The sequence below is a fragment of the Georgenia alba genome (assembly GCF_042665525.1).
Taxonomy (GTDB): Bacteria; Actinomycetota; Actinomycetes; order Actinomycetales; family Actinomycetaceae; genus Allobogoriella; species Allobogoriella alba.
Genome location: NZ_JBHTCQ010000001.1, coordinates 392,876 through 413,171, shown reverse-complemented (window position 1 = coordinate 413,171; position 20,296 = coordinate 392,876). Strand labels below are relative to the sequence as shown.

Below are 20,296 nucleotides of genomic sequence, written 5' to 3'. Positions count from 1 at the left end.
TACAGGTGTCGTCATCCCTGGTCCGATTCCTCTCGGCGGCGTACGAACAGCGAGAGTGCCGTCGCAAGCACGGCGAAGCCCGTGCCCCACCAGAAGGCGCCCTGGATCCCGGTGGACAGGGCCAGAGCCTGGTCCTGCCCGCTGCTGATCTCGGCCGTCATGGTGCGGGTCATCACGGTGACGAAGAGGGCCGTGCCCGCAGCGCCGGCCACCTGTTGAAGGGTGTTCTGGATCGCGCTGGCGTGCGAGTACAGGTGGACCGGCACCGAGCCCAGGGCCGAGGTCATCAACGGCGTGATCATGCAGCTGAGGCCCACGGTCAGCAGGGTGTAGATGCCCACGACCTTCCACTCGCGGTCGGTGTACAGGAGCCACTCGCCACCAGCCGGCGTGGTATCGAGGGTGGTGAGCAGTAGAAGTGCCACGGTGGCCGCGACCGCGCCGGGTGCAGCCAGCGGCCGCGGCCCCACGCGGTCGGAGAGCGCACCAATCAGCGGTGCTGCCGACCCCATGACCAGACCGCCGGGGAGCATCACCAGGCCGGTCTCGAGTGTGCTCAGGCCCCACACGTTCTGCAGGAACAGCGGGAGCAGAACGATGGTTCCGAACATCGCGCACATCGCGACCAGCAGGATGCTGATACCGATGGTGAAGGCCGGGGTGCGGAACGGTCGCAGGTCCAGCAGCGCGGACTCGGTCTCCTGGAGCGCCAGCTGTCGCCGTACGAAGAGGAACAGCGCCATCGCGCCGGCGCCGATCGGGAGCCAGGGCGGGACCGAGGTCTCGTGCGACGCCGCTTCACCGATTGCGTTGAGCCCATAGATCAGCCCGGCGAACGCTACGGCCGACAGCACCACGGAGGGCAGGTCGAACGGTGCCTTGGCTGGCGTGGTGACGTTGCGGACCAGCGCGATCCCGACGACGAGGGCCAGCGCGGCGATCGGCAGCATGAACAGGAACATCCAGCGCCACGCGAGGTGCTCCAGGATGGCTCCGGAGAGCGTCGGGCCGATCGCCGGGGCGACCGACATCACGATGGTGATGAGGCCCATCACGCTGCCGCGGCGGTGGGCAGGGACGAAGGTGAGGACCGTGGTGAGGAGCAGCGGCGCCATCACCGCGGTGCCGGATGCCTGCAGCACACGGCCCGCGAGGAGGACGCCGAATCCGGGGGCGAGGGAGGCGAGCAAGGTGCCGCCGGTGAACAGTGACATCGCTGCGATGAAGACCGACCGGGTGGAGAATCGTCGCAGGAGGAACCCGGTGGTCGGGATCACGACGGCCATGGTGAGCATAAACGCCGTGGTGAGCCACTGTGCCGTGCTCGCGCTGATGCCGAGGTCGACCATGAGCCGCGGGATGGCGACGCTCATGATGGTCTCGTTGAGCACCATGACGAAGGTGGCAGCCAACATCAGGCCGATGACCCACTGCACCACGCGGGTGGAGGGAGCCTCGTCCTGGAGGTGTTCGGTCGGTGCGGACGGTCGCTCGTCGATACTCACAGGTCCTCCTTCGGCCGGACCGGGTGGGCGTATGCGTAAGCCTTACGTATAAGGCTGGCCGTGTCATGTGAATTCCCGCGATCGATCAGGAAGGAGCAACGCCGGAACCGGGTTCGGGCACGCTCGGGCCACTCGAGCCCCGCCCTGGGCACGCCGCGACTCCGAACCTCAGCCGTGCCTCCGCCGTCGAAGGGCCGCGGCGCGCACCTTCACCCTGGGGGATGCGGCTTCCGCCCAGGCTTCACCCTCGCGACCGGCCGGAGAGGTAGACCTCGACGCCGTCCAGGATTCGCGCCAGTCCGAACTCGAACCCAGCGGTGCCCTGCCGGCGCCGTTCGTCCGGATCGGGGCCGATGGCGCCGAGACTTGCCAGGGAGGGGTAGGCCTCCTCGGCCCCGACCCCCTGGTACGGCCGCACGCTGTCGTCGGTCGCGGGGCTGTCATCGACCAGAGGTTCGGTGGCGCCGCGGACGTAGCCATTGACCAGCAGCACGGTGTCGATGGTCTCGGCGGGGGTCAGGTCGCACTCGGCGAGCGACGCCACGGCCAGCTCCAGCCAGGCCGTCTCGTTGGGCCCCATCGTCCGGCGCCTCGTCACTAGCGGCAGCGTCCACGGATGTGCGAGGTAGACCTGCCGTGCGTCCGTCGCCCACCGCCACAGCGACGCACGCCAGTCCAGGTCACGGTAGGGGGCGACGTCGGGAGCGCCGATCGCCCGGTCGAGCATCAGGGCTACCAGCTCCTCCTTGCTGGACACGTACCGGTACAGCGACATCGTCGCCTTGCCCAGTCGTGCGGCTAGCCGGGGCATCGAGACGCCCTCCAGGCCTTCGGTGTCGGCCATCGCGACGGCGGTGCCGACGACCTCCTCGGGGGTCAGTGACGGCTTGCGGCCGGGTCGGGCCACGCTTGCACTCCTTCCGACGGCCGTGCATGGAAACGGGCTTGCCAAACGCGTAAAGCGTACGCGAACCTGGCACGAGGTCCCGCCGGGACCGACGACCGAGGGGGAAGTCGCGTGACGACGTACGACTACGTCATCGTTGGAGCCGGTGCAGCCGGGTGCGTGCTTGCTCATCGTCTCTCCGCAGATCCTGATGTCACAGTCATGCTGGTCGAGGCGGGGGACGACGATAGAAATCCGCTGATCGCCATGCCGCAGGGGTTCGGACAGCTGATAGGGGACCCTGGCACGGCATGGCACTATCCGACCCGTCCGTTCGGACCGGACCACCGGCGCGAGTACTGGGTCCGGGGGCAAGACGCTCGGTGGATCCACCGCCGTCAACGGCATGGTGTACAACCGAGGCAATCAGGGTGACTACGACGCCCTGAGCGCCCGCGGTAACCCGGGGTGGGGATGGGACGACATGCTGCCCGTCCTCAGGAGGATCGAGGACCACCCGCTCGGAGCCTCCCATACGCGTGGCGCGGACGGCCCGCTCCGTCTCACCACCGTCGCCGGCACCGAGCCGTTGCTCGATGACGTGATCCAGGCCGGCGGCGAGCTCGGCTGGCAGCACACACAAGATCTCAACGAGACGGACGAGGAACGCATCGGCTACACGACGGCGACCATCCACGACGGCCGGCGCAGCAGTGCGGCGACCGCTTTCCTCCACCCGGTCCTGGACCGGCCGAACCTGAGGACCGCGCTGCGCACGCACGCCGACCGGATCGTCCTCGACGGCGGACGGGCGGTCGGTGTCGAGGGACGTCGGGACGGACGAACGGTCGAGTACCGCGCGGCGCGGGAGGTGATCCTCTCCGCGGGCGCGCTCGCCACCCCGAAGCTCCTGCAGCTGTCCGGCATCGGCAACCGCGAGTCGCTGCGCACCGCCGGAGTCACCGCGGTGGTCGACAGCCCGCACGTCGGCGCCCGGCTGCGCGAGCACCGCGTGTTCAGCCTGCAGTTCCGACTCACCGCGGATGCCGGGCGCAACCGCCTGCTCAGCACCCCGGAAGGCCAGCAGCAAGCGCTGGCGGAGTACCGAGCAACCGGCGGCGGGCCGATGGCCGCGCCGTCGTTCGACGTCGTCGGATTCTTCAAGACCCGGACGAGCCTTCACCGCCCCGACGCACAGCTGCTGGTCGCGCCGTATTCGATGAGCCTGCCGATGAATTCCGCCGAGGGCGTCCAGCTCGAGCGGGAGCCGGGACTCCTCGCCATCGTCTACCCCTTGCGCCCGGACAGCGAGGGCACCGTCCACATCACGTCCGACGACCCGGACGCGCCGCTCGACATCGATCCGGCGTACCTCGCCACCGAGCACGATCAGGTGACCTCCGTCGATGCCTTCCGACGTGTCCGCCGGCTGTTCGCCACCGACCCGCTCGCGAGATGGGTCGATCATGAGACGACGCCGGGGCCGGACGTGCGGACCGACCAGGAGATCCTCGACCACGGACTGACCGACGGCGGCTGCGGATACCACTCCGTCGGGACCGCCGCGATGGGACCGAACGACGACGACGTGGTCGACCCAGACCTGCGCGTCCGCGGCGTGAAGGACCTGCGGGTCGTTGACGCGTCCGTCTTCCCGGCCATGATCTCCGGCAACCTCACCGGCCCGGTCTCGGCACTGGCCTGGCGCGCAGCAGACCTCATCCTCGACGACACGTCCAGCACGGGCCGTCGCGGTGCATGACCAGCAACCGCGACCTGTCAGGGCAATGTGGACTGGATCTCCTTGACACGGGGTCGGTAGTGGCGCCGGTCCTGCATCCGGAGGTGGCGGAGCCGTGGGAGCCGGGTGGGGTGAGATGTCGGCGATCGCCGTAGCAGGGCTGAGCGGTCTGGTCTCTCAGGAGTGCAGTCAGGCATCGAGCTCCGTCGCGGCGACAGCGTGTGCGGGTGGGGCCTGGAGCGCGAGCCGTCGCGCGATCTCCGGGATCTCCGGATCCGCGAGGAACGCGTCGTAGTCCTCGGCATCCCAGTCGAAGACGGACCACATCCGGTGCGAGTCGTCGGGATCGACGTAGACGCGGGCGGCGCGGCAGCCGTGCTCCCGCCGTTTCGCGGCACCGATGGTCTCGAAGACCGCCAGGAACTGGGCGGGGTCGGTGACCTTGGCGACGGTGACGATCACTGCCTGTCTCCTTTGCGCGGGCGTCGACTTCCGAAGATCGAACACCACCGTAGGACCTCAACCGGGGTTGGGATCCAGGAGGTCGTGGACCAGAGGTCACACCGTCAGCAGGGTGGTCTCGCCGGAACGTGAAACGGTGTGCGACGGACATCTTGGCGACGTCGATCGTTGGGGCCTGTGTCGGCGCGCATCGTGCTGCAGGATGAAGAGATGACTGACCAGCCATCGCCGTCGTCCCAGTCCTTCCTCACCGCCCTGCGCACCTTGCGCCAGTCACGACGATTCCACGATCGCGCCATCCCGCGCGAGGACCTGCACGAGATCCTCGAGGTAGCGCGCTGGACCGGCAGCTCGAAGAACACCCAGCCCTGGCACCTCGTGGTGGTCGAGGACCGTGCCGTCAACGCTGAGCTCGCCGGCTACGGAGCCTTCACCGGCTTCCTCGACGGCGTCGCCGCGTCCATCGTCATCACGCTCGACCACGACGGCCGTTCGCAGGCCTACGACGAGGGTCGGATCTCGGAGCGGATCATGCTCGCGGCCGCCGAGCTGGGGATCGGGAGCGGCACCGCGTGGTTCAGCTCGACTGAGGCGCGCCAGCGGGTCCGTGACCTCCTGGGCATCCCGGGGGACCGTCACCCGTGGTCGGCGGTCGGGCTCGGGTACACCGACACCACCAGGTCTCAGGCGGCACCGTCGAGCGGGCGCAAGCCGCTCGCGGAGATCGTCAGCTGGGGGCACTACCAGGCCTGACGGCAGGTCGTCACGTACCGAGTCAACCCTGGGTGTGCCGGTACAGGTCGCGGAGCAGGCTCACCTCGGACAGGTGGTGGATGAGCTCCCGGTGGATGTGGAGGACCAGCCTGGCCATCGGGTCCGCGGCGAACGGTCCCTCGGCCTCACCGCACGGCCGGAACAGTCCCTCGTCGCCGAGGGCCTCGACGCCGGAGAGCCAGGTGGCGTACTCCGCATCGAGCTGGGCGAGGGCGGCGTCCGCCGTCGGTGCGTACTCGAAGGAGTTGTAGTCGGTGGGCTCCCGGCCGAAGTGGGAGGCGTTCCGCATGGCGAGGACACCGACGATCACGTGCCCGAGCCGCCAGGCGATGGTGGTCAACGGCGGCGGGTACGGCTCGGGGAACGCGAAGTCGATGGTCATCGCGCCGGACCCCGCCTTGACCGGCGCGGTGGATTCGCCACGCGGGCGGACGTTCCAGCACCCCGGCGTCGGCTCCCAGAAGTACTCCGCGTCGGTCAGTCCGTCGAGACGCTCACGCACCTGGTGGTCCCAGTGCCAGGTGAGCTGGTCCCGCAGGAGGTCGTTCCAGGTGGGGTTGTCCATGCTCCTACCCTCCCGTGCGCGCACGCGCTGCGAAAGGGTCGTGCACCGGTGAGCAGCGCCGGCTCACTCCCCGACGGCGACGATCACCAGCAGCGGCTCGTCCTCATCGAGATACGCCTCGACGGCGAACCCGCCGGCGGAGATGGTCTCGTCCAGCGCGTCGCCGCGCAGCAGCGGACCGTCGGGGAGCCGGTCGCGCAGGTCGTCCGCGACGGTCGGCGCCGCGGTCGCCTGCTCGGTCGCCAGCGTGCGCAGGTCGTCGGCGACGTCGTCCTCGAGGTGGACGACGCCGTCGATCCAGTAGGTCGACGGTCCCGGCGCACGGCCGCCGCCCAGCGTCCCCGACATCCACTCGGCCCCGACGGGCGACCCCAGGGCCGGGAACCGGTCCGTGAGCGGCTCGAGGTCGCTACGCACCTCGGCCTCGCCGCGCTTCTCGACACCCTCGTCCGTGGTTCCGACGACGATGTCCTCGCCCCAGCACCCGGCGAGCAGGACGGTGCTCAGCGCCAGTGCCATGCACCGCGCCGTCCGTCGTCCCACGGTTCCCCCTGACCGTTCTCGCGCCTGGCTCTGGCTCGACCCCGCATTCTTCCCTAGTCCGTTGCGAACGGGTCGTCGCGGCGGCGCGCAGTGTCGAGAATGCGGTGCGTGCGCCGTCCCCGGTGCACCAGCAGCCAGCCCGGCTGCGACGAGGATCAGGAGCTCCCATGGCGGTTCAGCAGCTGCACCACGTGAGCATCGTCGTCGAGGACCTCGAGGCCGCGAAGGCGTTCTTCACCGAGCTCGGCCTGGAGCTCGAGGGAGAGGCACCCATCGAGGGCCCGTGGGCCGACCGCATCAACGCGCTCGAGGGCGTCATGATCGACATCGCGATGATGCGGACCCCGGACGGCGTCGGGAGGCTCGAGCTGACGACGTTCCACCACCCGCAGGTGATCAGCCCTGAGCCGCTGAACGCGCTCGGGAACACGCTGGGCCTGCGGAGCATCATGTTCGTCGTCGACGACCTGGACACCACCCTCGCGGGCCTGCAGGACCGCGGCGCCGAGCTCATCGGCGAGGTCGTGCAGTACGAGGACGTCCACCGGCTGTGCTACGTCCGCGGTCCTGCGGGAATCATCGTCGCGCTGTCGGAGAACCTCCGTTGAGCGCACCCGCACGCGCACCCGCACCTGTCCGCGACCCAAGAGCGTGACCTGTCTCACAATCTGAGGCCGTCGCCGGCACGGTGCGGGCGGCGTCGTACCGTCGTCGGCCATGTCGTCGACCCTCCGTGCACCCCTGACCGGCGAGGCGGCGCCCCGCCGCGGCATCCACCCGTTCGTGATCCTCTTCGGCGTCCTCGCCGTCGCGGTGCTCAGCACGTGGCTGCTCTCGCCGGGCGAGTACGACCGGACCGAGATGGACGGCCGAGAGGTCGTCGTGGAGGGCACCTACCAGGAGGTCGCCGCCGAGCCCGCGGGGGTGCTCGACCTCTTCAGCGCAGTCCACCGCGGCATGGTCGAGGCCGCCGAGATCATCTTCTTCGTGTTCGTCGTCGGCGGCGCCTTCGGCGTCCTGTCCCGCACCCGCGCCGTCGAGAACGGGATCACCGGCCTGGCCATGCGGATGCAGCGCTCCCGGCTGCTCCTGATTCCCGTGGTCATGACCGCGTTCGCGCTCGCAGCCGCCACCTTCGGCATGTTCGAGGAAGGCCTGCCGTTCGTGCTGCTGCTGACCCCGGTCGCCCTGAAGCTGGGGTTCGACTCGATCACCGGCGCCGCGATGGTGCTCGTCGGCCTGTCCTGCGGGTTCACCGCAGCCATCACCAACCCGTTCACCATCGGGGTCGCCCAGAGCATCGCCCAGGTGCCGCTCTTCTCCGGGATGGGGCCGCGGATCGGCATGTTCGTGGTGTACCTGGTTGTGGGCATCGCCTACGTCTACTGGTACGCGCTGCGGGTCCGCCGCGACCCCTCTCGCAGCCTCACCCGCGAGCAGGACGCGGCGCGGCGCGAGGAGGTCGACGGCGAGACCGTGCACGAACCGCTCGACGTCCGGCAGAAGGTGGTGCTCGGCGTCCTGCTCCTCACCATGGCCGTCCTCATCTGGGGCGTGACCCAGCTGGGCTGGTTCATGACCGAGATCTCCGCGCTGTTCCTCGCGATGGCGCTGATCATGGGCCTCGTCACCCGCATGGGCATCCGCGGCAGCTTCGAGGCCTTCGCCGACGGCTGCCGGGACCTCGTGGTCGGCGCGCTGTGCATCGGGTTCGCGTACGCCACCGTGGTCGTGCTGACCGACGCCGCTGTCATCGACACCATCCTGTACGGCATCACCTCCGCAGTCTCCGGCCTCAGCAGTGCGGGTGCCGCCCTCGGCATGCTGGGTGTCCAGGGCCTGCTGAACTTCATCATCACCTCAGGCTCCGGTCAGGCCGCACTGAGCATGCCGCTGATGAGCCCGCTGGCCGACCTGGTCGGCGTCAGCCAGCAGACCGCGGTGCTCGCCTTCCAGTTCGGCGACGGCATCACCAACATCTTCGCGCCCACCTCCGGTCTTCTGCTGGCGGCGTTGGCGATGGCGCGGATCGGGTACGGGACCTGGTTCCGGTTCATCTGGCCGCTGATCCTCATCCAGTTCGCGGTCGGTGCCGTCTTCCTCACCGTCGCCCACCTCTGGATCTGGCCGGCGTAGCCGGTCAGCCCGGGCCGCGCGCGAAGACGACGGCTCCCGGGACCTCCTCGTCCGGCTGGAGGACGAGTTCGGCCTCGATCATGAACCCCGCGTCACGGAGCCACCCCGCGATCCGGCCCGGCGGACGGTGGTAGCTGTCGACGTTGATCGGGCGGCCCGTGTAACCCTCCGAGGTGTGCTGGATCTCGTCGCCGACGTGGAAGCCGACCAGCAGCGGACCGCCGGGGCGCAGCACCCGGCGGAACTCCTCGAAGACGCCGGGGACCGCGTCGTCGGGCACGTGGATCACCGACCAGAAGGCGAGCACCCCGACCACGGAGCCGTCCTCGAGGTCGAGGTCTGTCATCGTCCCGATCTCGAACCGCAGCCCGGGGTAGCTCTCTCGCGCGAGCGTGACCATCTCGGGTGAGAGGTCGATGCCGAAGGCGTCCACCCCGGCGTCGTTGAGGTACCGGGTGACGTACCCGGGCCCGCAGCCGACGTCGGCGACCGGTCCGCCGCCGGCCGCTCGCACCAGCTCGGCGAACAACGTCAGGCTCGCGCGCAAGTACGGTCTGCCGTCCAGCAGCCCGCTGACCTTCTCGGCGTATCCGGGCGCGTCGGCGTCGTAGGAGGAGCGGGTGTCGGACAGCCACCTGTCGGGCATGGCGACACGGTAGTCAGTGCGCCGGCTGCCTGCGGCGCCCGCGGCGGATGCCCTTGCTGACGGAAGTGCTGACCGTGCCGGTGATGGCAGCGAGCACGAGCGCGGCCATCGTGAGTGCGAGCCACGAGCTCCACCGGCCGGTCATCGCCGACTCGGTGAACCAGACGACGGCGGGCACCATGGTCAGGAGGAGAGCTGCCGGCAGCGGTGGGCACAGCGTGATGCCCCACTGCAGCAGGAGGATGGGCAGCCCGATGCACAGGACCCCGACGAGTGCCAGGTGCCCGGGCTCCTGGAGATTCCCACGAAGCACGGCCGGCAGGGCCATCGCGCCCGTGACCAGCCAGACGAGGTGGAACCGGTTCGCCGCGATGTGTCGCGCGCGGAAGCCGTGCCGGGTCAGATGGCTCGATGTGAGCAGGACGCCGGCGGCGCAGGCACCGGCGACGGTGGCTAGCCCGAGACCCGAGACGATCGCCGCAGGCGTCCTGGCGGTCCCGGTCAGGATGAGGACGACCATCGTGGCCGCGATGAGCAGCACCACACCCGGCTGGACCAGCCGCCGGCGCATCCTCGAGGCGAGCGCGACGACGAGCGGCGCGATGCTGAACTCCGTCACGCTGGCCGCGGTGGGTGGGACGAGCGTGGCGGCGATGTAGAACGTCCCGAACGCGCCTGCCGTGACGAGGTTGAGCATCCAGAAGTCGCCCCGAGACATCCGCGGGGGACGGGCCGCGGTCCCGGGACCGCGCACCAGAAACCGCGCAGCGACCGAGATCAACGCCGCCGAGCCGAATGCCGTGAACGTCACGTACAGCGAGGCGGTCGGATCCACCGACGTCCCGACGACGGCGGTGCCCACGCCTTGCCAGATCACCGCCACGACGACGACGAGCACGCCCAGCGAGGAGCGCTTCATCGACGCCCGGCGAAGCATCGAGGGCATGGAGCGGGGGTGAGGTATGTGCACATGTCGTCTCGCAACGGTGCCACACGGCGCGGCACCGCGAGCACACGGGAGGCGCCCGTCCGTCTCGTCCGGTGGTGGACGTGTGCTCACCGGCGCACCGCTCGCCCGGCGGCTCCCCGCTAGAGTGGAGCACCGGCGATGGATCCCGCCTGGATGCCCGCGCATCCGAACCGCCGTCACGGCTGATGGTTCCTGTCCTGTCGAGACCGGCGGGCAGGCGCGTCGTGCCCGCGTGAGGAGTCCACCATGGCCCAGCGCCGCCCGGTCCTGACCGTGCCGCTCAGCCTCGTGGACTGGAAGGAGATCGCGGCGCCATGGGGGCACTGAGGGCGGGGCGGGCCGGAGACGCTCGGGCATCCGTGTGGGCCCGGCTCGCGGGCATGTGCGGATTCGTCGCCGCAGGCGGCGCGATCGGCACCACCGCGCGCGCCCAGCTCGAATCGGCCTTCGCTGCCGGACCGGGCGAGATCGCGTGGACGACCCTGATCATCAACGTGGCCGGGTCGTTCGCCCTGGGGCTGTTCCTCGAGCTCATGCTGCATGCGGGCCTGGACACCGGATGGCGCCGAGCCCTCCGGCTGGGGTGCGGGACCGGCCTCCTCGGCGGGTTCACCACGTACAGCGCCTTCGTCCTCGAGATCGACCAGCTGGCCCGCGACGGTCAGGTCGCGAGCGCCGCCGGGTACGCTGTCGGGAGCGTGCTCCTCGGCCTGGCGGCAGCCGGGCTCGGCCTCGCGACGGTACAGCTCGTCACCCGTCGACGCCGCCGCCACGCAGCGGGGGGCGCCCGATGATCACCGTGCTCACCGCGCTCGCGGGCGGGTTCGGCGCGGCCGCCCGCTTCCTGGTGGACACCCTCGTCGCGCGGCACAGCCGGCTGTCCGTCCCCCTCGGCACGCTCGTCGTCAACGTCAGCTCGTGCTTCCTGCTGGGCCTGGTGACCGGATGGCTCGTCGGCCACACGCCCGGCTCGCCGCTCGTGGCAATCCTCGGCGTGGGCCTCCTGGGCGGCTACTCGACCTTCAGCACGGCCAGCGTCGAGGGCGTGCGGCTGATCCGCGAGGGGAGGCCGTGGTCGGCGCTCGTCCACGCCGGCGGCATGCTCGCCGGGAGCCTCGTGGCCTCGGTGCTGGGGCTCGCCCTCACCATGTGAGCCGGCCGCTAGATTGGCCGCGTGACCGCCACCGAGCAGGTTGAGATCACCGCGGACCTGGTGCGTGACCTGCTGCGCGACCAGCACTCCGACCTGGCGGGTCGCCCCCTGAGCCTCGGCGCACGCGGCTGGGACAACCAGCTGTGGCGTCTCGGTGATGACCTCGCCGTCCGGCTGCCGTGGGCCACGGAGTCCGCGGACGTGCTGATCCGCAAGGAGCACACCTGGGTGCCGTCCCTCGCCCCGCACCTGCCGTTGCCGGTGCCCCTCCCGCAGCGCCTCGGGGAACCGTCGCCGCAGTTCCCGCGCCCCTGGATCGTCACCACGTGGGTGCCGGGCACGCCGGGAGACCTCGCGCCCGCCACGCGTCCGGAGGCCGCGGACGCGCTGGCCGCGTTCCTGACCGCGCTGCACCGCCCCCCGACGACGCACCGTGGGGTCGCGGACGCGGCGGCCCCCTGACCGACGTCGACGAGGGCTTCGCCGCACAGCTCGCCGAGGCCACCGCGCTAGGACTGGTCCCCGAGCCCGACGCCGTGCGTGCGATCTGGGCGGACGCCGTCGCCGCACCGGCGTGGACGGGCCCGCCGGTGTGGATCCACGGCGACCTGCACCCGGCCAACGTCCTGACGGAGGACGGCACGCTCTGCGGCGTGATCGACTTCGGGACCTCTGCGCCGGCGACCCTGCCTGGGACCTCGCGGCCGCCTGGATCCTGCTTCCTGACGGCGAGCTCGACCGCTTCCACGACGCCTACGGCCCAGGAGCGGACGCGGCGACCGTGCGCCGCGCTCGCGGCTGCGCTCTCGGCAGGGCCCTCGCCGGTCTCGTGATCGGGGACGCCGGTGTGCACGGTCGTCGCGGCGGCAAGGCCACCTGGGGCCCGCCGGCCCGTGCCTCGTTGGAGCGTCTGGTCGCCACCCTTCCCTGAGACGCGAGCGCGACCTAGCGGCGCCCCGGGTGTCGGGTGACTCGACGGGCGCGTGCGAGGCGGTAGCCGTTCGCCACGACGACAGCCAGGCAGACCAGCAACGCGACGACGACGGCGGAGCCGGCCACCAGCGCGTACCCCGCCCGGTCCTGCGCCGTGTCGGACTGCACGGCAGCTCCGTCGAGGTCACCCGCGGCGAGATCATGACGGGCGGACGCGGCCACCCGGGGAACGCCGAGAAGGGCCTCACCCAGCTCGGTGACCGGATCGCGGTCGACGCGCGCTGCGGCGGTCACCTCTCCGACCAGCTCGATCGTCTCGGCCGCTCGTGCAAGTGTCGCCTCGGCGGCCGCGTACTCGCCCGGCTCCTCGGCGTCCTCGTAGATGTCCCGCACCGCCTCGGGTACCGGGACCTCGGCTCGTGCCGCCGCCTCCTGCACCGACGCTGCCGCCGCGGGTGCCGAGCCGAGCTCGCTGAGCGCCGAGGTGGCGTCATCGAATCGCCATGCCGTCATCGCTCCTCGGATTCCCGCCGGTGGTTGCCATCCGGCGTCGGCCTGGTCGACCTGGACGTAGACGTCTCTGGCCTCGGCGCGCTCGTCGAGGAGGGCTGCGTCCTCGGGGTCGGCCACCCAGGTCCGCATGACCGAGGCGGCCTCCTCGTTGCCGCCCCGGATCTCGACGAGATCGAGGAACCGGCGCCAGTCCGTGAGCACGGCGCCGTCGGACCCCGGTCGCTCGTATCCGCTCTCACCGGCCACTGCAGCCGAGAGCACCGTGGCGACTGTCTTCGCGGCGAGGTCAGCGAGCAGGTCGTCCACGGCCGCGGCCGAGGCGGCGTACGCGTAGTCCTCCTGCGCAGGGTCGTACCCGGGAGACTGCTCGTCACGCTCGTTCCATGAGTTCAGTGGCAGTGCTGCCGCATCGTTGCGGTCAGGCCGGGGCCGGGGTGTGCCGTCCGTCCCGGTCGCCTCCAGCACGCGGTGCGCGACGCTCTCGGTCAGCCCTTCGTAGAGCCAGCGTTCGTAGAACGATTCGCCGTTGAACCACGCGTGTCCGAGCTCGTGGAAGAGCGTCGAGGCGTCCAGGGTCTCCGGCACGACGATCTCCTCCGCCCGGGGATCGAACCAGGCGTAGCCGAGCACGGTGGGGGAGACGTCCTCACGGATCGTCTGGAGACCACCGGGCCACGGCGTGCCGATGATCTCCTCCTGGACCGGCAGACCCGCAGTGATGTGCTCCTCGACGAAGGTGGCCCAGGCGTCGTCACCCGGGAACGAGAGCAGGGACAGGGAGATGTCATCCACCTCGACAGTCCGGGCGTCCGCCCTCTGCGGGTCACGGGCGGAGACGAATGCGGAGATGCCGTCCCCGACCGTGTCCAGGTCAGCCGTGTAGGTCGCGGTCTGGCCGCTCCGGGACTGCGTGAACGTGATGTCGGCGTCGGTGTAGGCGAGCCGCATCGAGAGCGGCACGAGGACCTCGATCGTCACCTGGCCCGCGTCGCCGAACCCGGAGACGGGAAAGGTCGCGTAGCCGTCACCGACGCGGGTGATGTCAGCGGACCGCACCGGGGAGCCCTCGATCGTGTAGCTCCATTCGATGGTGCGGCTGTTGCCGTGATGCAACGGGGCGAAATCCACCGTCGCGTACTCGAAGTCGGCGGAGTCCGACGCAGATCGGGTGACCGTGAGCTCCTGCCCGTTGCTGACCGCGCGCACGCCCGAGGCCGTCGTCGGGACGACGATGCCGTAGGAGTAGTAGTAGCGGCCGTCGGTGAGGAGATTCCGGACCGTCGTCGTGACCGTCGCGCTCACGGCGGTGTCGCCTGGTTCGACCACGAAGCGGTTGTGGGAGGTCTCGGCCAGCCCCACGTCCGCCGCGGCGCTCGGTGCGAGGAGGGCGGGGACGCTGATGGCACCGGCAGCAAGGAGCCCCGTGAGGACGCGGCGCAGGGACGCCCCGAGACGCGGACGGCGGCGCGTGTGAAGGGCTGGCGTACCTGTAGTCGTCAACGTTGTCCCTGCCGTCGTCCGTGGTGATCGGCGGAACTCTAACCGGACCGGATCGTGCGCCGTGCTGGTTTGGATTCGGACGTCACGAGGAGATCTCCGTGGCCGAGGCGGAGTGGATCCTCTGCGACCGGTGTTGCGTCACTTCGGAGCTGGCGTCGTCGCTCATCGTGTTGCACCGTACGTTTCGTACGGCCGGCAGGCTGGCGACAGGTCAGTCTCCGTCAGCTCCGAGCGCTGCTTGACCATGTGGCCTGCAGCGCCTTGAGCACGACCTCGACGGCAGGGCTGCGATGGCGCCGCGGGTGGGTGACGACGTGCACGTCGCAGGCCGGCAGCGCCGGGCCTTTCAGCGCCCGCAGCACTCCCGCGCGGATCTCGTCGTCGGCCGCCATCACCGGGAGCGCGGCCCACCCCAGGCCGGCTGCGACGCAGCGCTTGATGGCCTCGACGCTCCCGAAGCGGGACCGTCTCCCGGGAGTCTCGCCGGTCGTGGCGAGGCGCCGTGCGACGTCGTCGCTGTAGCCGCAGCCTTCCTCGATCAGGAGCGCGTCACTTCGTGCCAGATCGGCCCAGGTGGTCGCGTCGGAGTCCAGGGCGGACCCGGGCCGGTCCAGGAGGGCCAACGGTTCCGCACCGAGTCGCTCGGCGGTGAGCTCACCCGGCGTTAGCCGAGGTTCCATACAGAGGCCGACGTCGGCCGTGCCGCGGCGGACGGCGTCCAGGCACGCCGCCATGCCGCCCGGGGTGATCCACACTTGGACCGCGGGCTCCGCATCGTGCACGGCCGTGACGACGCCGGGCAGCCGGTACGTGCACAACGACTCGGGCGCCATGACGAGCACCGTGCCGGCGGGGCGCGCGCCGTCTGCGACGGTGGCACGTAGACGTTCCTCGGCGACGAGCAGGTCCTCGGCCGGTCCGATCAGCCGCGTGCCGGCGTCGGTGAGCCGCGCACCGGTGGGGAGGCGGTCCAGGAGGCGCGTCCCCAGCTGGTGCTCGAGCTTCTGGACGTGGCTCGTGACCGTCGACTGGGTGTACCCGAGCTCGTCGGCAGCCTCGGTGAAGCTGGCCAGCCGTGCCACGGCAAGGAAGCTCCGAAGCAGTCGAGTCTCCATCGACCGACCAGCCCTATTGTGTTTCGCGATCGATCACATCCAGAATCATCGTTGGACACGATACGCCGTCGGGCCGGAGAGTGGGAGCGTGAGCCGCTCGTGCCGGACGCAGCAGCGCCACCAGCAGAGCGTGGTATCGCCTGCTCGCCGAGACCTCGGGGCGCTGAGGGTTCTGCTGGCGGTGACGTTCCTGGCCTTCGTCAACTACGCGGCACTCCTGGGCGTCGTGCCGATGTGGGTCTCGGCTGGCGGCGCCGGCAGCCTCTTCGTGGGCCTGACGACGGCCGTGATGATGACGGCCACCGTCCTCACCCAGGTGAGCGCACCGTGGCTGTTCCGTCTCCTCAGCCTGCGGTCGATGATGATCGCCGGCACGATCCTGCTCGGCGCGCCGGCCCCGCTGTACCTCCTCTCGCCGGACGTCGGCTGGGTCCTCGGGGTCACGGTGCCGCGAGGCATCGGCTTCGCGCTGGTCGTGATGGCCGGTGCCACCCTCGTCGCGAGCCTCGCCGGGGAAGGGAGGCTCTCCTCGTCGGCGTCGTTGTACGGCGCGGCCGCGGCACTGCCGAACCTCGCCGCGCTCGCCGGCGGTGTGTGGGCCGCCGAGGGCTGGGGCTTCGCCGTTGTCTTCTGGGTCTCGGCATGCTCGGCCCTGCTCGCCGGTGTGCTGGCCGCCGCCCTGCCGGCCGCCCTCCGCGGGACCTTCACGGTGGCGGCACTTCGCGACGCGGGAAGCGCACTCACACCGATCGGGCTGTTCCTGACGACAGCCGCGGCGTTCGGTGCCGCGAGCACGTTCCTTCCGGTGGCAAGCCCCGGAGCGGGTGCTGCGTCCTTGGCTCTGCTGGGGGCCTCGGTCGCTCTCCTGGTGGGCAGGTTGGCAGCCGGCTTCCTGGGGGACCGCCTCCGCTCGGACCGCCTCCTGCTCCCGACCGTGGTGATGGCCGGCGCTGGGATGGGCACGATCGGCCTTGCCCTGAGGTACGAGAGCACCGGTGTCCTCATCGTGGGCGCAGCCGTCCTCGGTGCGGGCTTCGGCGCCTGCCAGAATGCTTCCTTCGTCACCGCCGTCGACCGGCTGGGCGCTACCCGAACAGCTGTCGCCAGCACCGTGTGGAACGCCGCCTACGACGGCGGGATCGGCCTGGGCGCCGTCGTGATCGGATGGGTCACCGGTCTTCTCGGCTACCCGGGCGCGTTCCTCGGAATGGCTGTGACGATCGTCGCCGGGGCACTCACGTTCCGCGCCGCCGTGCGCCTGCAACCGCGCTGACTAGGACTAACGGAAGTCCTTCATCTGATTTTCATCGATTGCGCCTAGGGTGTGCCCCCTAGCGGGACCGGGATCTGGGGAGGACCACGATGAAGATCGTCAGCCGCGTGCTCGTGCTGGTGCTTGTGCTGGGCGTGCCGCTCGCGCTCGGCGTGGCGAGCCAGGCCCTTGCGGCCCGGCCGGGGGCGCCCACGATCGAGGCGGAGGTGATCGCCGTCGGGCAGGCCGACGGCGAGGCGAGCGACCCGGCACCTGGAGGCTCCCGCGTGGAGCCCGACCCAGGGCCCGGCGACGCCGACCAGCGGTCGCCGCAGCAGGACGACCAGCAGGGCGACGACCAGCAGGGCGACGACCAGCAGGGCGACGACCAGCAGCGCGACGACCAGCAGGGCGACGACCAGCAGGATGACGGCCGGCAGGGTGGCGGCCAGCAGTCGGACCCGGTCCGGGTCGAGCCCCGCGCCCCCGTGACCGACGGTCAGGTCGACGACGACGACGACGACGATGACGACGTCGAAGTCGACGACGACGAGGACGACCAGGACGACTGACGTGACGGCCGTCCTCACCTCGCCGGCAAAACAGCGCACGCCGGTCGGGAGTCACCTACCGGCGCGGCTCCGCATCGTCGCCTGGATCCTCCTCACGGTGGCGATCGGCCTCGTCGCGGTGGTCATCACCATCCGCAACACCAGCGTCGCCGCGGTCGAGCGGCGCGCCAACGAGGACGTCACGCAGGAGATCGACCAGTTCATGACGTTCGCCGAGGAGTACGACCTCTCGACGAGCGGTCCGGTCCAGCTCATCGCAGCACACCTGCAGCAGCAGTTCCCCGAGGACGACCAGGTGATGCTCGGCTACGTGCCCTACCGGGCGGGAGCCCCCCTCATCACCCACACGGCACCGGACCCGGTGGGCCTGACCGCCGCTCCGGGACACGTGGGCGACATGGTCCAGTCCGGGGCCCGTTCCGGGACGTCCGAGCTCGACGGAAGCCCGTTCAGATGGGGAGCCGTCGCCATCGAGGATCCCTCCGGCCAGCGCGCCTGGTTCGTGGTCGCCGTGACCACCGAGGAAGGCCTGAACCAGGTGGACCGAGAGGTCCAGGTCGTCGCCGGCGTCTGCATCGGAGGTCTGCTGCTGACCGCCCTCGTGGCGTGGGCCGTCGCCGGCCAGATCCTGGGACCCGTGCGAGCCGTGCGCCGTGCCGCCGCCGAGATCACCCAGCACGACCTGGACCGCCGGATCGACACCTCCGGACGGGACGACGTCGCCGCGCTGGCGACCACGTTCAACGCGATGCTCGACCGGATCAGCAGCAGCTTCACGGCGAAACGCCGGTTCGCCCGGGTGGCGGCGGGGCACATGTACGCGTCGCTGGAACGGCTCGAGCGCCAGACGCCGTCGTCGCCCGACCGTGATGCCGAGATCGCCCGCATGCGGACGGTGCTGCGAGACCTGACGACCCTGGCCGACGCCGGCAGGCCGGGCTACGCGGAACGTCGACCGGTCGACCTGGGTGAGCTGACCACGCGGCTGGCCGGCCGCATCGAGGAGGAGACCGGGACGGAATGGGCGGTCGAGTCTCGCGCGGAGGGGACCGGCACCGTCGATCCCGATCTCCTCGAGGAGGCGGTGGTCCGGCTCGCCCGGAACGCCCTCCAGGCGACCCGGAATCGTACGGCGCTGCGGTTCGGCGCCCGGACCCGCGACGGCGAGCTTGCCATCTGGGTGACGGACGACGGTCCGGGCCTGGACCCGGAGCAGGCGGAGCGCATCTTCAACCGGTTCAGCGACACCGGCAGGTCGTTGGACCAGCCGGACGACTCCGAACCCGACGAGAACCGCCGCACGGCGGTGCCGGGCTTCGGGTTGGCCGTGGTCCGTGCCGTAGCCGATGCGCACCAGGGCACGGCGTGGGTGGACACGTCGGAGCCCGGCCGGTGCAGCGTGGGGCTCAACGTGCCGCTGGCCGGCCCGGAGGCTGACACCGGGGCCCTCGAGGGCACCGGCGAGGTGAGGGTATGACCGAGACCCGGCCCCCGGGCGAGCGACCCCCGGGCGAGCGCCCGACGTACTCGACCACACCACCCAGCGCGGTGGCGCGGGAGTCGGCGCCGGCCGTCGTGACGATCCCGGCCCTGCTCCGCGGACCGACGACCCGCCGCATCGTGCTGGTGATCCTGGGGGCCGTCGCCCTGGGCTTCCTCGTGCAGCTCATCAGTGAACGCAGTCCCGAGCCGCTCAGCCCCGAAGGCCAGGTGACTGTCGGCATCTTCGTCGCGGCGGTCTGGGCGTGGATCTTCACCGATCTCGACGACACCTACGTCTCCCTCGGGGCCGCCGTCGCGCTGGTCCTGACCGGGTCCCTGCCGGCGGAGGACTTCTTCGCCACGCTGGGTGACGACACCGTCTGGCTGCTGCTGGGCGCGTTCGTCATCGCGGCCGGCGTCACGCAGACCGGCCTGGCGACGCGCGCCGCCGTGTTCGTGATCGTCGCCGCCCGCTCACCCCGGCAGCTCTTCCACCTGCTGACGGCCAGTCTCGTCGTGACGACCTTCGCGGTGCCCTCCACGTCGGGGCGTGCGGCGCTCGCCGTCCCGGTGTTCATCGCACTGGCCACGGCCCTGCGCGACCGGCCACGGCTCGTGCGCGCCGTCGCGCTGCTCTTCCCAACCGTCATCCTGCTCTCCGCGGTCGGCTCCCTGCTGGGCGCCGGGGCACACCTGGTCACCAGCCAGGTGCTGCAGACCGCGACCGGCGACGGCATCAGCTTCGCCGAGTGGCTCCTGCTCGGTCTCCCGCTGGCGGTCGTCTCCTCGCACGTCGCTGCCGAGCTCGTGCTGATGCTCTTCACGACCCGCGAGGAGCGAGGCGGCACGATCGGGCTCGAGGTCAGCGACTTCGAGGGCGGAGAGCAGCCGGTGAGCGGCCCCCTTTCGGTCGCCCAGTCCCGGGCGGCGCTCCTGCTGGGCGCCGTGGTGCTGCTGTGGTGCACCCAGTCCCTCCACGGCGTGGACCCCGCCATCGTGGCGCTGGTCGGCTCACTGGTGGCCACCTCGCCCCAGTTCGGGTCGGTCCAGCTCTCCACCGTGCTCAAGAGCGCGCCGTGGTCGTTGCTCCTCTTCCTCGCCGCGACCCTCGCCCTCGGTTCGGCCCTCGTGTCCTCCGGCGCCGCCGACTGGGTCGCGAGCAGCCTGCTCGGACCGTTCAGCTCCGGCGGTAACTCGCTGCTGTACCTGGTGGTCGTGATCGTCCTGTCCACCCTCATGCACCTGCTCGTGCAGTCCCGTTCGGCACGGTCCTCGGTGCTGGTGCCCATCGTGGTGGCCCTCGCCCCGGCGGCAGGGCTCTCGGCCGCGGCGGTCGCCTTCGCCTCGACCGCCGCCGCCGGCTTCTGCCACACCCTGACGTCCTCGGCGAAGCCGGTGGCGATGTTCTCGAAGATCGAGGAGACCCCGACCTACGAGCCGCGCGACCTGATCCGGCTCTCCGCCTTCCTCGCGCCCGTGCACATCGTCACCGTGCTGGCGTTCTCCCTGCTGGTCTGGCCCCACCTCGGCCTGCCCCTGTCTCCCTGA

At 70.9% G+C, this 20,296-nt stretch carries 18 protein-coding genes, 2 pseudogenes and 1 riboswitch; of the genes and pseudogenes, 11 read left to right on the top strand and 9 right to left on the bottom strand.

The features are described 5' to 3' along the window. Positions 1-11 precede the first annotated feature (11 nt). Both ACFQQL_RS02035 and ACFQQL_RS02030 read right to left on the bottom strand, forming a co-directional pair. Positions 12-1,505 carry an MDR family MFS transporter gene (locus ACFQQL_RS02035; protein ID WP_382390747.1) on the bottom strand — a complete coding sequence of 498 codons (1,494 nt, stop codon included), beginning with the start codon at positions 1,503-1,505 and terminating at the stop codon, positions 12-14. Between the two features lie 241 nt (positions 1,506-1,746). After that, entirely contained in the window at positions 1,747-2,412 is a 666-nt protein-coding gene (locus tag ACFQQL_RS02030; protein WP_382390745.1) for a TetR/AcrR family transcriptional regulator, read from the bottom strand. Between the two features lie 111 nt (positions 2,413-2,523). On the opposite strand from ACFQQL_RS02030, the pseudogene ACFQQL_RS02020 reads away from it, so the two are divergent. Then, a pseudogene (locus tag ACFQQL_RS02020) lies at positions 2,524-4,153 on the top strand (GMC family oxidoreductase). Between the two features lie 168 nt (positions 4,154-4,321). On the opposite strand, the gene ACFQQL_RS02015 reads toward ACFQQL_RS02020, so the two are convergent. Next, on the bottom strand, positions 4,322-4,594 hold the full coding sequence (locus ACFQQL_RS02015) for an antibiotic biosynthesis monooxygenase (RefSeq protein WP_382390741.1): 273 nt from the start codon (positions 4,592-4,594) through the stop codon (positions 4,322-4,324). A gap of 210 nt (positions 4,595-4,804) precedes the next feature. Between ACFQQL_RS02015 and ACFQQL_RS02010 the strand changes: the two genes are divergently transcribed. Continuing rightward, a complete protein-coding gene (locus ACFQQL_RS02010) occupies positions 4,805-5,347 on the top strand; it encodes a nitroreductase family protein (protein ID WP_382390739.1) in 543 nt (180 codons plus the stop codon). Positions 5,348-5,369: 22 nt separating this feature from the next. On the opposite strand, the gene ACFQQL_RS02005 is transcribed toward ACFQQL_RS02010, so the two are convergent. Both ACFQQL_RS02005 and ACFQQL_RS02000 read right to left on the bottom strand, forming a co-directional pair. Next, positions 5,370-5,933, bottom strand: a complete 564-nt coding sequence (locus tag ACFQQL_RS02005; RefSeq protein WP_382390737.1) for a DinB family protein — start codon at positions 5,931-5,933, stop codon at positions 5,370-5,372. A gap of 63 nt (positions 5,934-5,996) precedes the next feature. Continuing rightward, positions 5,997-6,452 carry a hypothetical protein gene (locus ACFQQL_RS02000; protein WP_382390735.1) on the bottom strand — a complete coding sequence of 152 codons (456 nt, stop codon included), beginning with the start codon at positions 6,450-6,452 and terminating at the stop codon, positions 5,997-5,999. A 191-nt stretch (positions 6,453-6,643) separates the two neighbouring features. Here ACFQQL_RS02000 and ACFQQL_RS01995 point away from each other — a divergent pair, with 191 nt between their 5' ends. Both ACFQQL_RS01995 and ACFQQL_RS01990 read left to right on the top strand, forming a co-directional pair. Continuing rightward, positions 6,644-7,084, top strand: coding sequence for a VOC family protein (locus ACFQQL_RS01995; RefSeq protein ID WP_382390733.1), 441 nt, complete (start codon positions 6,644-6,646; stop codon positions 7,082-7,084). Positions 7,085-7,193: 109 nt separating this feature from the next. After that, positions 7,194-8,612 (top strand): YfcC family protein, encoded by a 1,419-nt coding sequence (locus tag ACFQQL_RS01990; RefSeq protein ID WP_382390731.1) that lies wholly within the window; start codon positions 7,194-7,196, stop codon positions 8,610-8,612. A gap of 4 nt (positions 8,613-8,616) precedes the next feature. On the opposite strand, the gene ACFQQL_RS01985 is transcribed toward ACFQQL_RS01990, so the two are convergent. Both ACFQQL_RS01985 and ACFQQL_RS01980 read right to left on the bottom strand, forming a co-directional pair. Continuing rightward, complete coding sequence (locus ACFQQL_RS01985) at positions 8,617-9,258, bottom strand: class I SAM-dependent methyltransferase (RefSeq protein WP_382390729.1); 642 nt, start codon at positions 9,256-9,258, stop codon at positions 8,617-8,619. 13 nt (positions 9,259-9,271) lie between these two features. Beyond that, positions 9,272-10,204, bottom strand: a complete 933-nt coding sequence (locus ACFQQL_RS01980) for a hypothetical protein (RefSeq protein WP_382390727.1) — start codon at positions 10,202-10,204, stop codon at positions 9,272-9,274. A 149-nt stretch (positions 10,205-10,353) separates the two neighbouring features. Beyond that, positions 10,354-10,430: riboswitch (Fluoride riboswitch) on the top strand. A 112-nt stretch (positions 10,431-10,542) separates the two neighbouring features. Here ACFQQL_RS01980 and ACFQQL_RS01975 point away from each other — a divergent pair. The 3 genes and pseudogenes from ACFQQL_RS01975 (at position 10,543) to ACFQQL_RS19155 (ending at position 12,312) form a co-directional block, all read left to right on the top strand. Continuing rightward, the gene (locus ACFQQL_RS01975) at positions 10,543-11,022 is read left to right on the top strand and encodes a FluC/FEX family fluoride channel (protein ID WP_382390725.1); all 480 of its coding nucleotides are present in this window, start codon (positions 10,543-10,545) and stop codon (positions 11,020-11,022) included. Then, the gene (locus ACFQQL_RS01970; protein WP_382390723.1) at positions 11,019-11,381 is read left to right on the top strand and encodes a fluoride efflux transporter FluC; all 363 of its coding nucleotides are present in this window, start codon (positions 11,019-11,021) and stop codon (positions 11,379-11,381) included. The genes ACFQQL_RS01975 and ACFQQL_RS01970 overlap by 4 nt, the downstream gene beginning before the upstream one ends. A gap of 21 nt (positions 11,382-11,402) precedes the next feature. After that, a pseudogene (locus ACFQQL_RS19155) lies at positions 11,403-12,312 on the top strand (aminoglycoside phosphotransferase family protein). Positions 12,313-12,326: 14 nt separating this feature from the next. On the opposite strand, the gene ACFQQL_RS01955 reads toward ACFQQL_RS19155, so the two are convergent. Together ACFQQL_RS01955 and ACFQQL_RS01950 are read right to left on the bottom strand one after the other, a co-directional pair. Continuing rightward, entirely contained in the window at positions 12,327-14,129 is a 1,803-nt protein-coding gene (locus ACFQQL_RS01955; protein ID WP_382390719.1) for a hypothetical protein, read from the bottom strand. Positions 14,130-14,548: 419 nt separating this feature from the next. Next, positions 14,549-15,442 (bottom strand): LysR family transcriptional regulator, encoded by an 894-nt coding sequence (locus ACFQQL_RS01950; protein WP_382390717.1) that lies wholly within the window; start codon positions 15,440-15,442, stop codon positions 14,549-14,551. Between the two features lie 88 nt (positions 15,443-15,530). On the opposite strand from ACFQQL_RS01950, the gene ACFQQL_RS01945 reads away from it, so the two are divergent. From ACFQQL_RS01945 to ACFQQL_RS01930, 4 genes are all read left to right on the top strand, one after another. After that, complete coding sequence (locus tag ACFQQL_RS01945; protein WP_382390715.1) at positions 15,531-16,715, top strand: MFS transporter; 1,185 nt, start codon at positions 15,531-15,533, stop codon at positions 16,713-16,715. Positions 16,716-16,804: 89 nt separating this feature from the next. After that, entirely contained in the window at positions 16,805-17,266 is a 462-nt protein-coding gene (locus tag ACFQQL_RS01940; protein ID WP_382390713.1) for a hypothetical protein, read from the top strand. A gap of 1 nt (position 17,267) precedes the next feature. Then, positions 17,268-18,743 (top strand): sensor histidine kinase, encoded by a 1,476-nt coding sequence (locus ACFQQL_RS01935; RefSeq protein WP_382390711.1) that lies wholly within the window; start codon positions 17,268-17,270, stop codon positions 18,741-18,743. Next, a complete protein-coding gene (locus ACFQQL_RS01930) occupies positions 18,740-20,296 on the top strand; it encodes an SLC13 family permease (RefSeq protein WP_382390709.1) in 1,557 nt (518 codons plus the stop codon). The genes ACFQQL_RS01935 and ACFQQL_RS01930 overlap by 4 nt, the downstream gene beginning before the upstream one ends.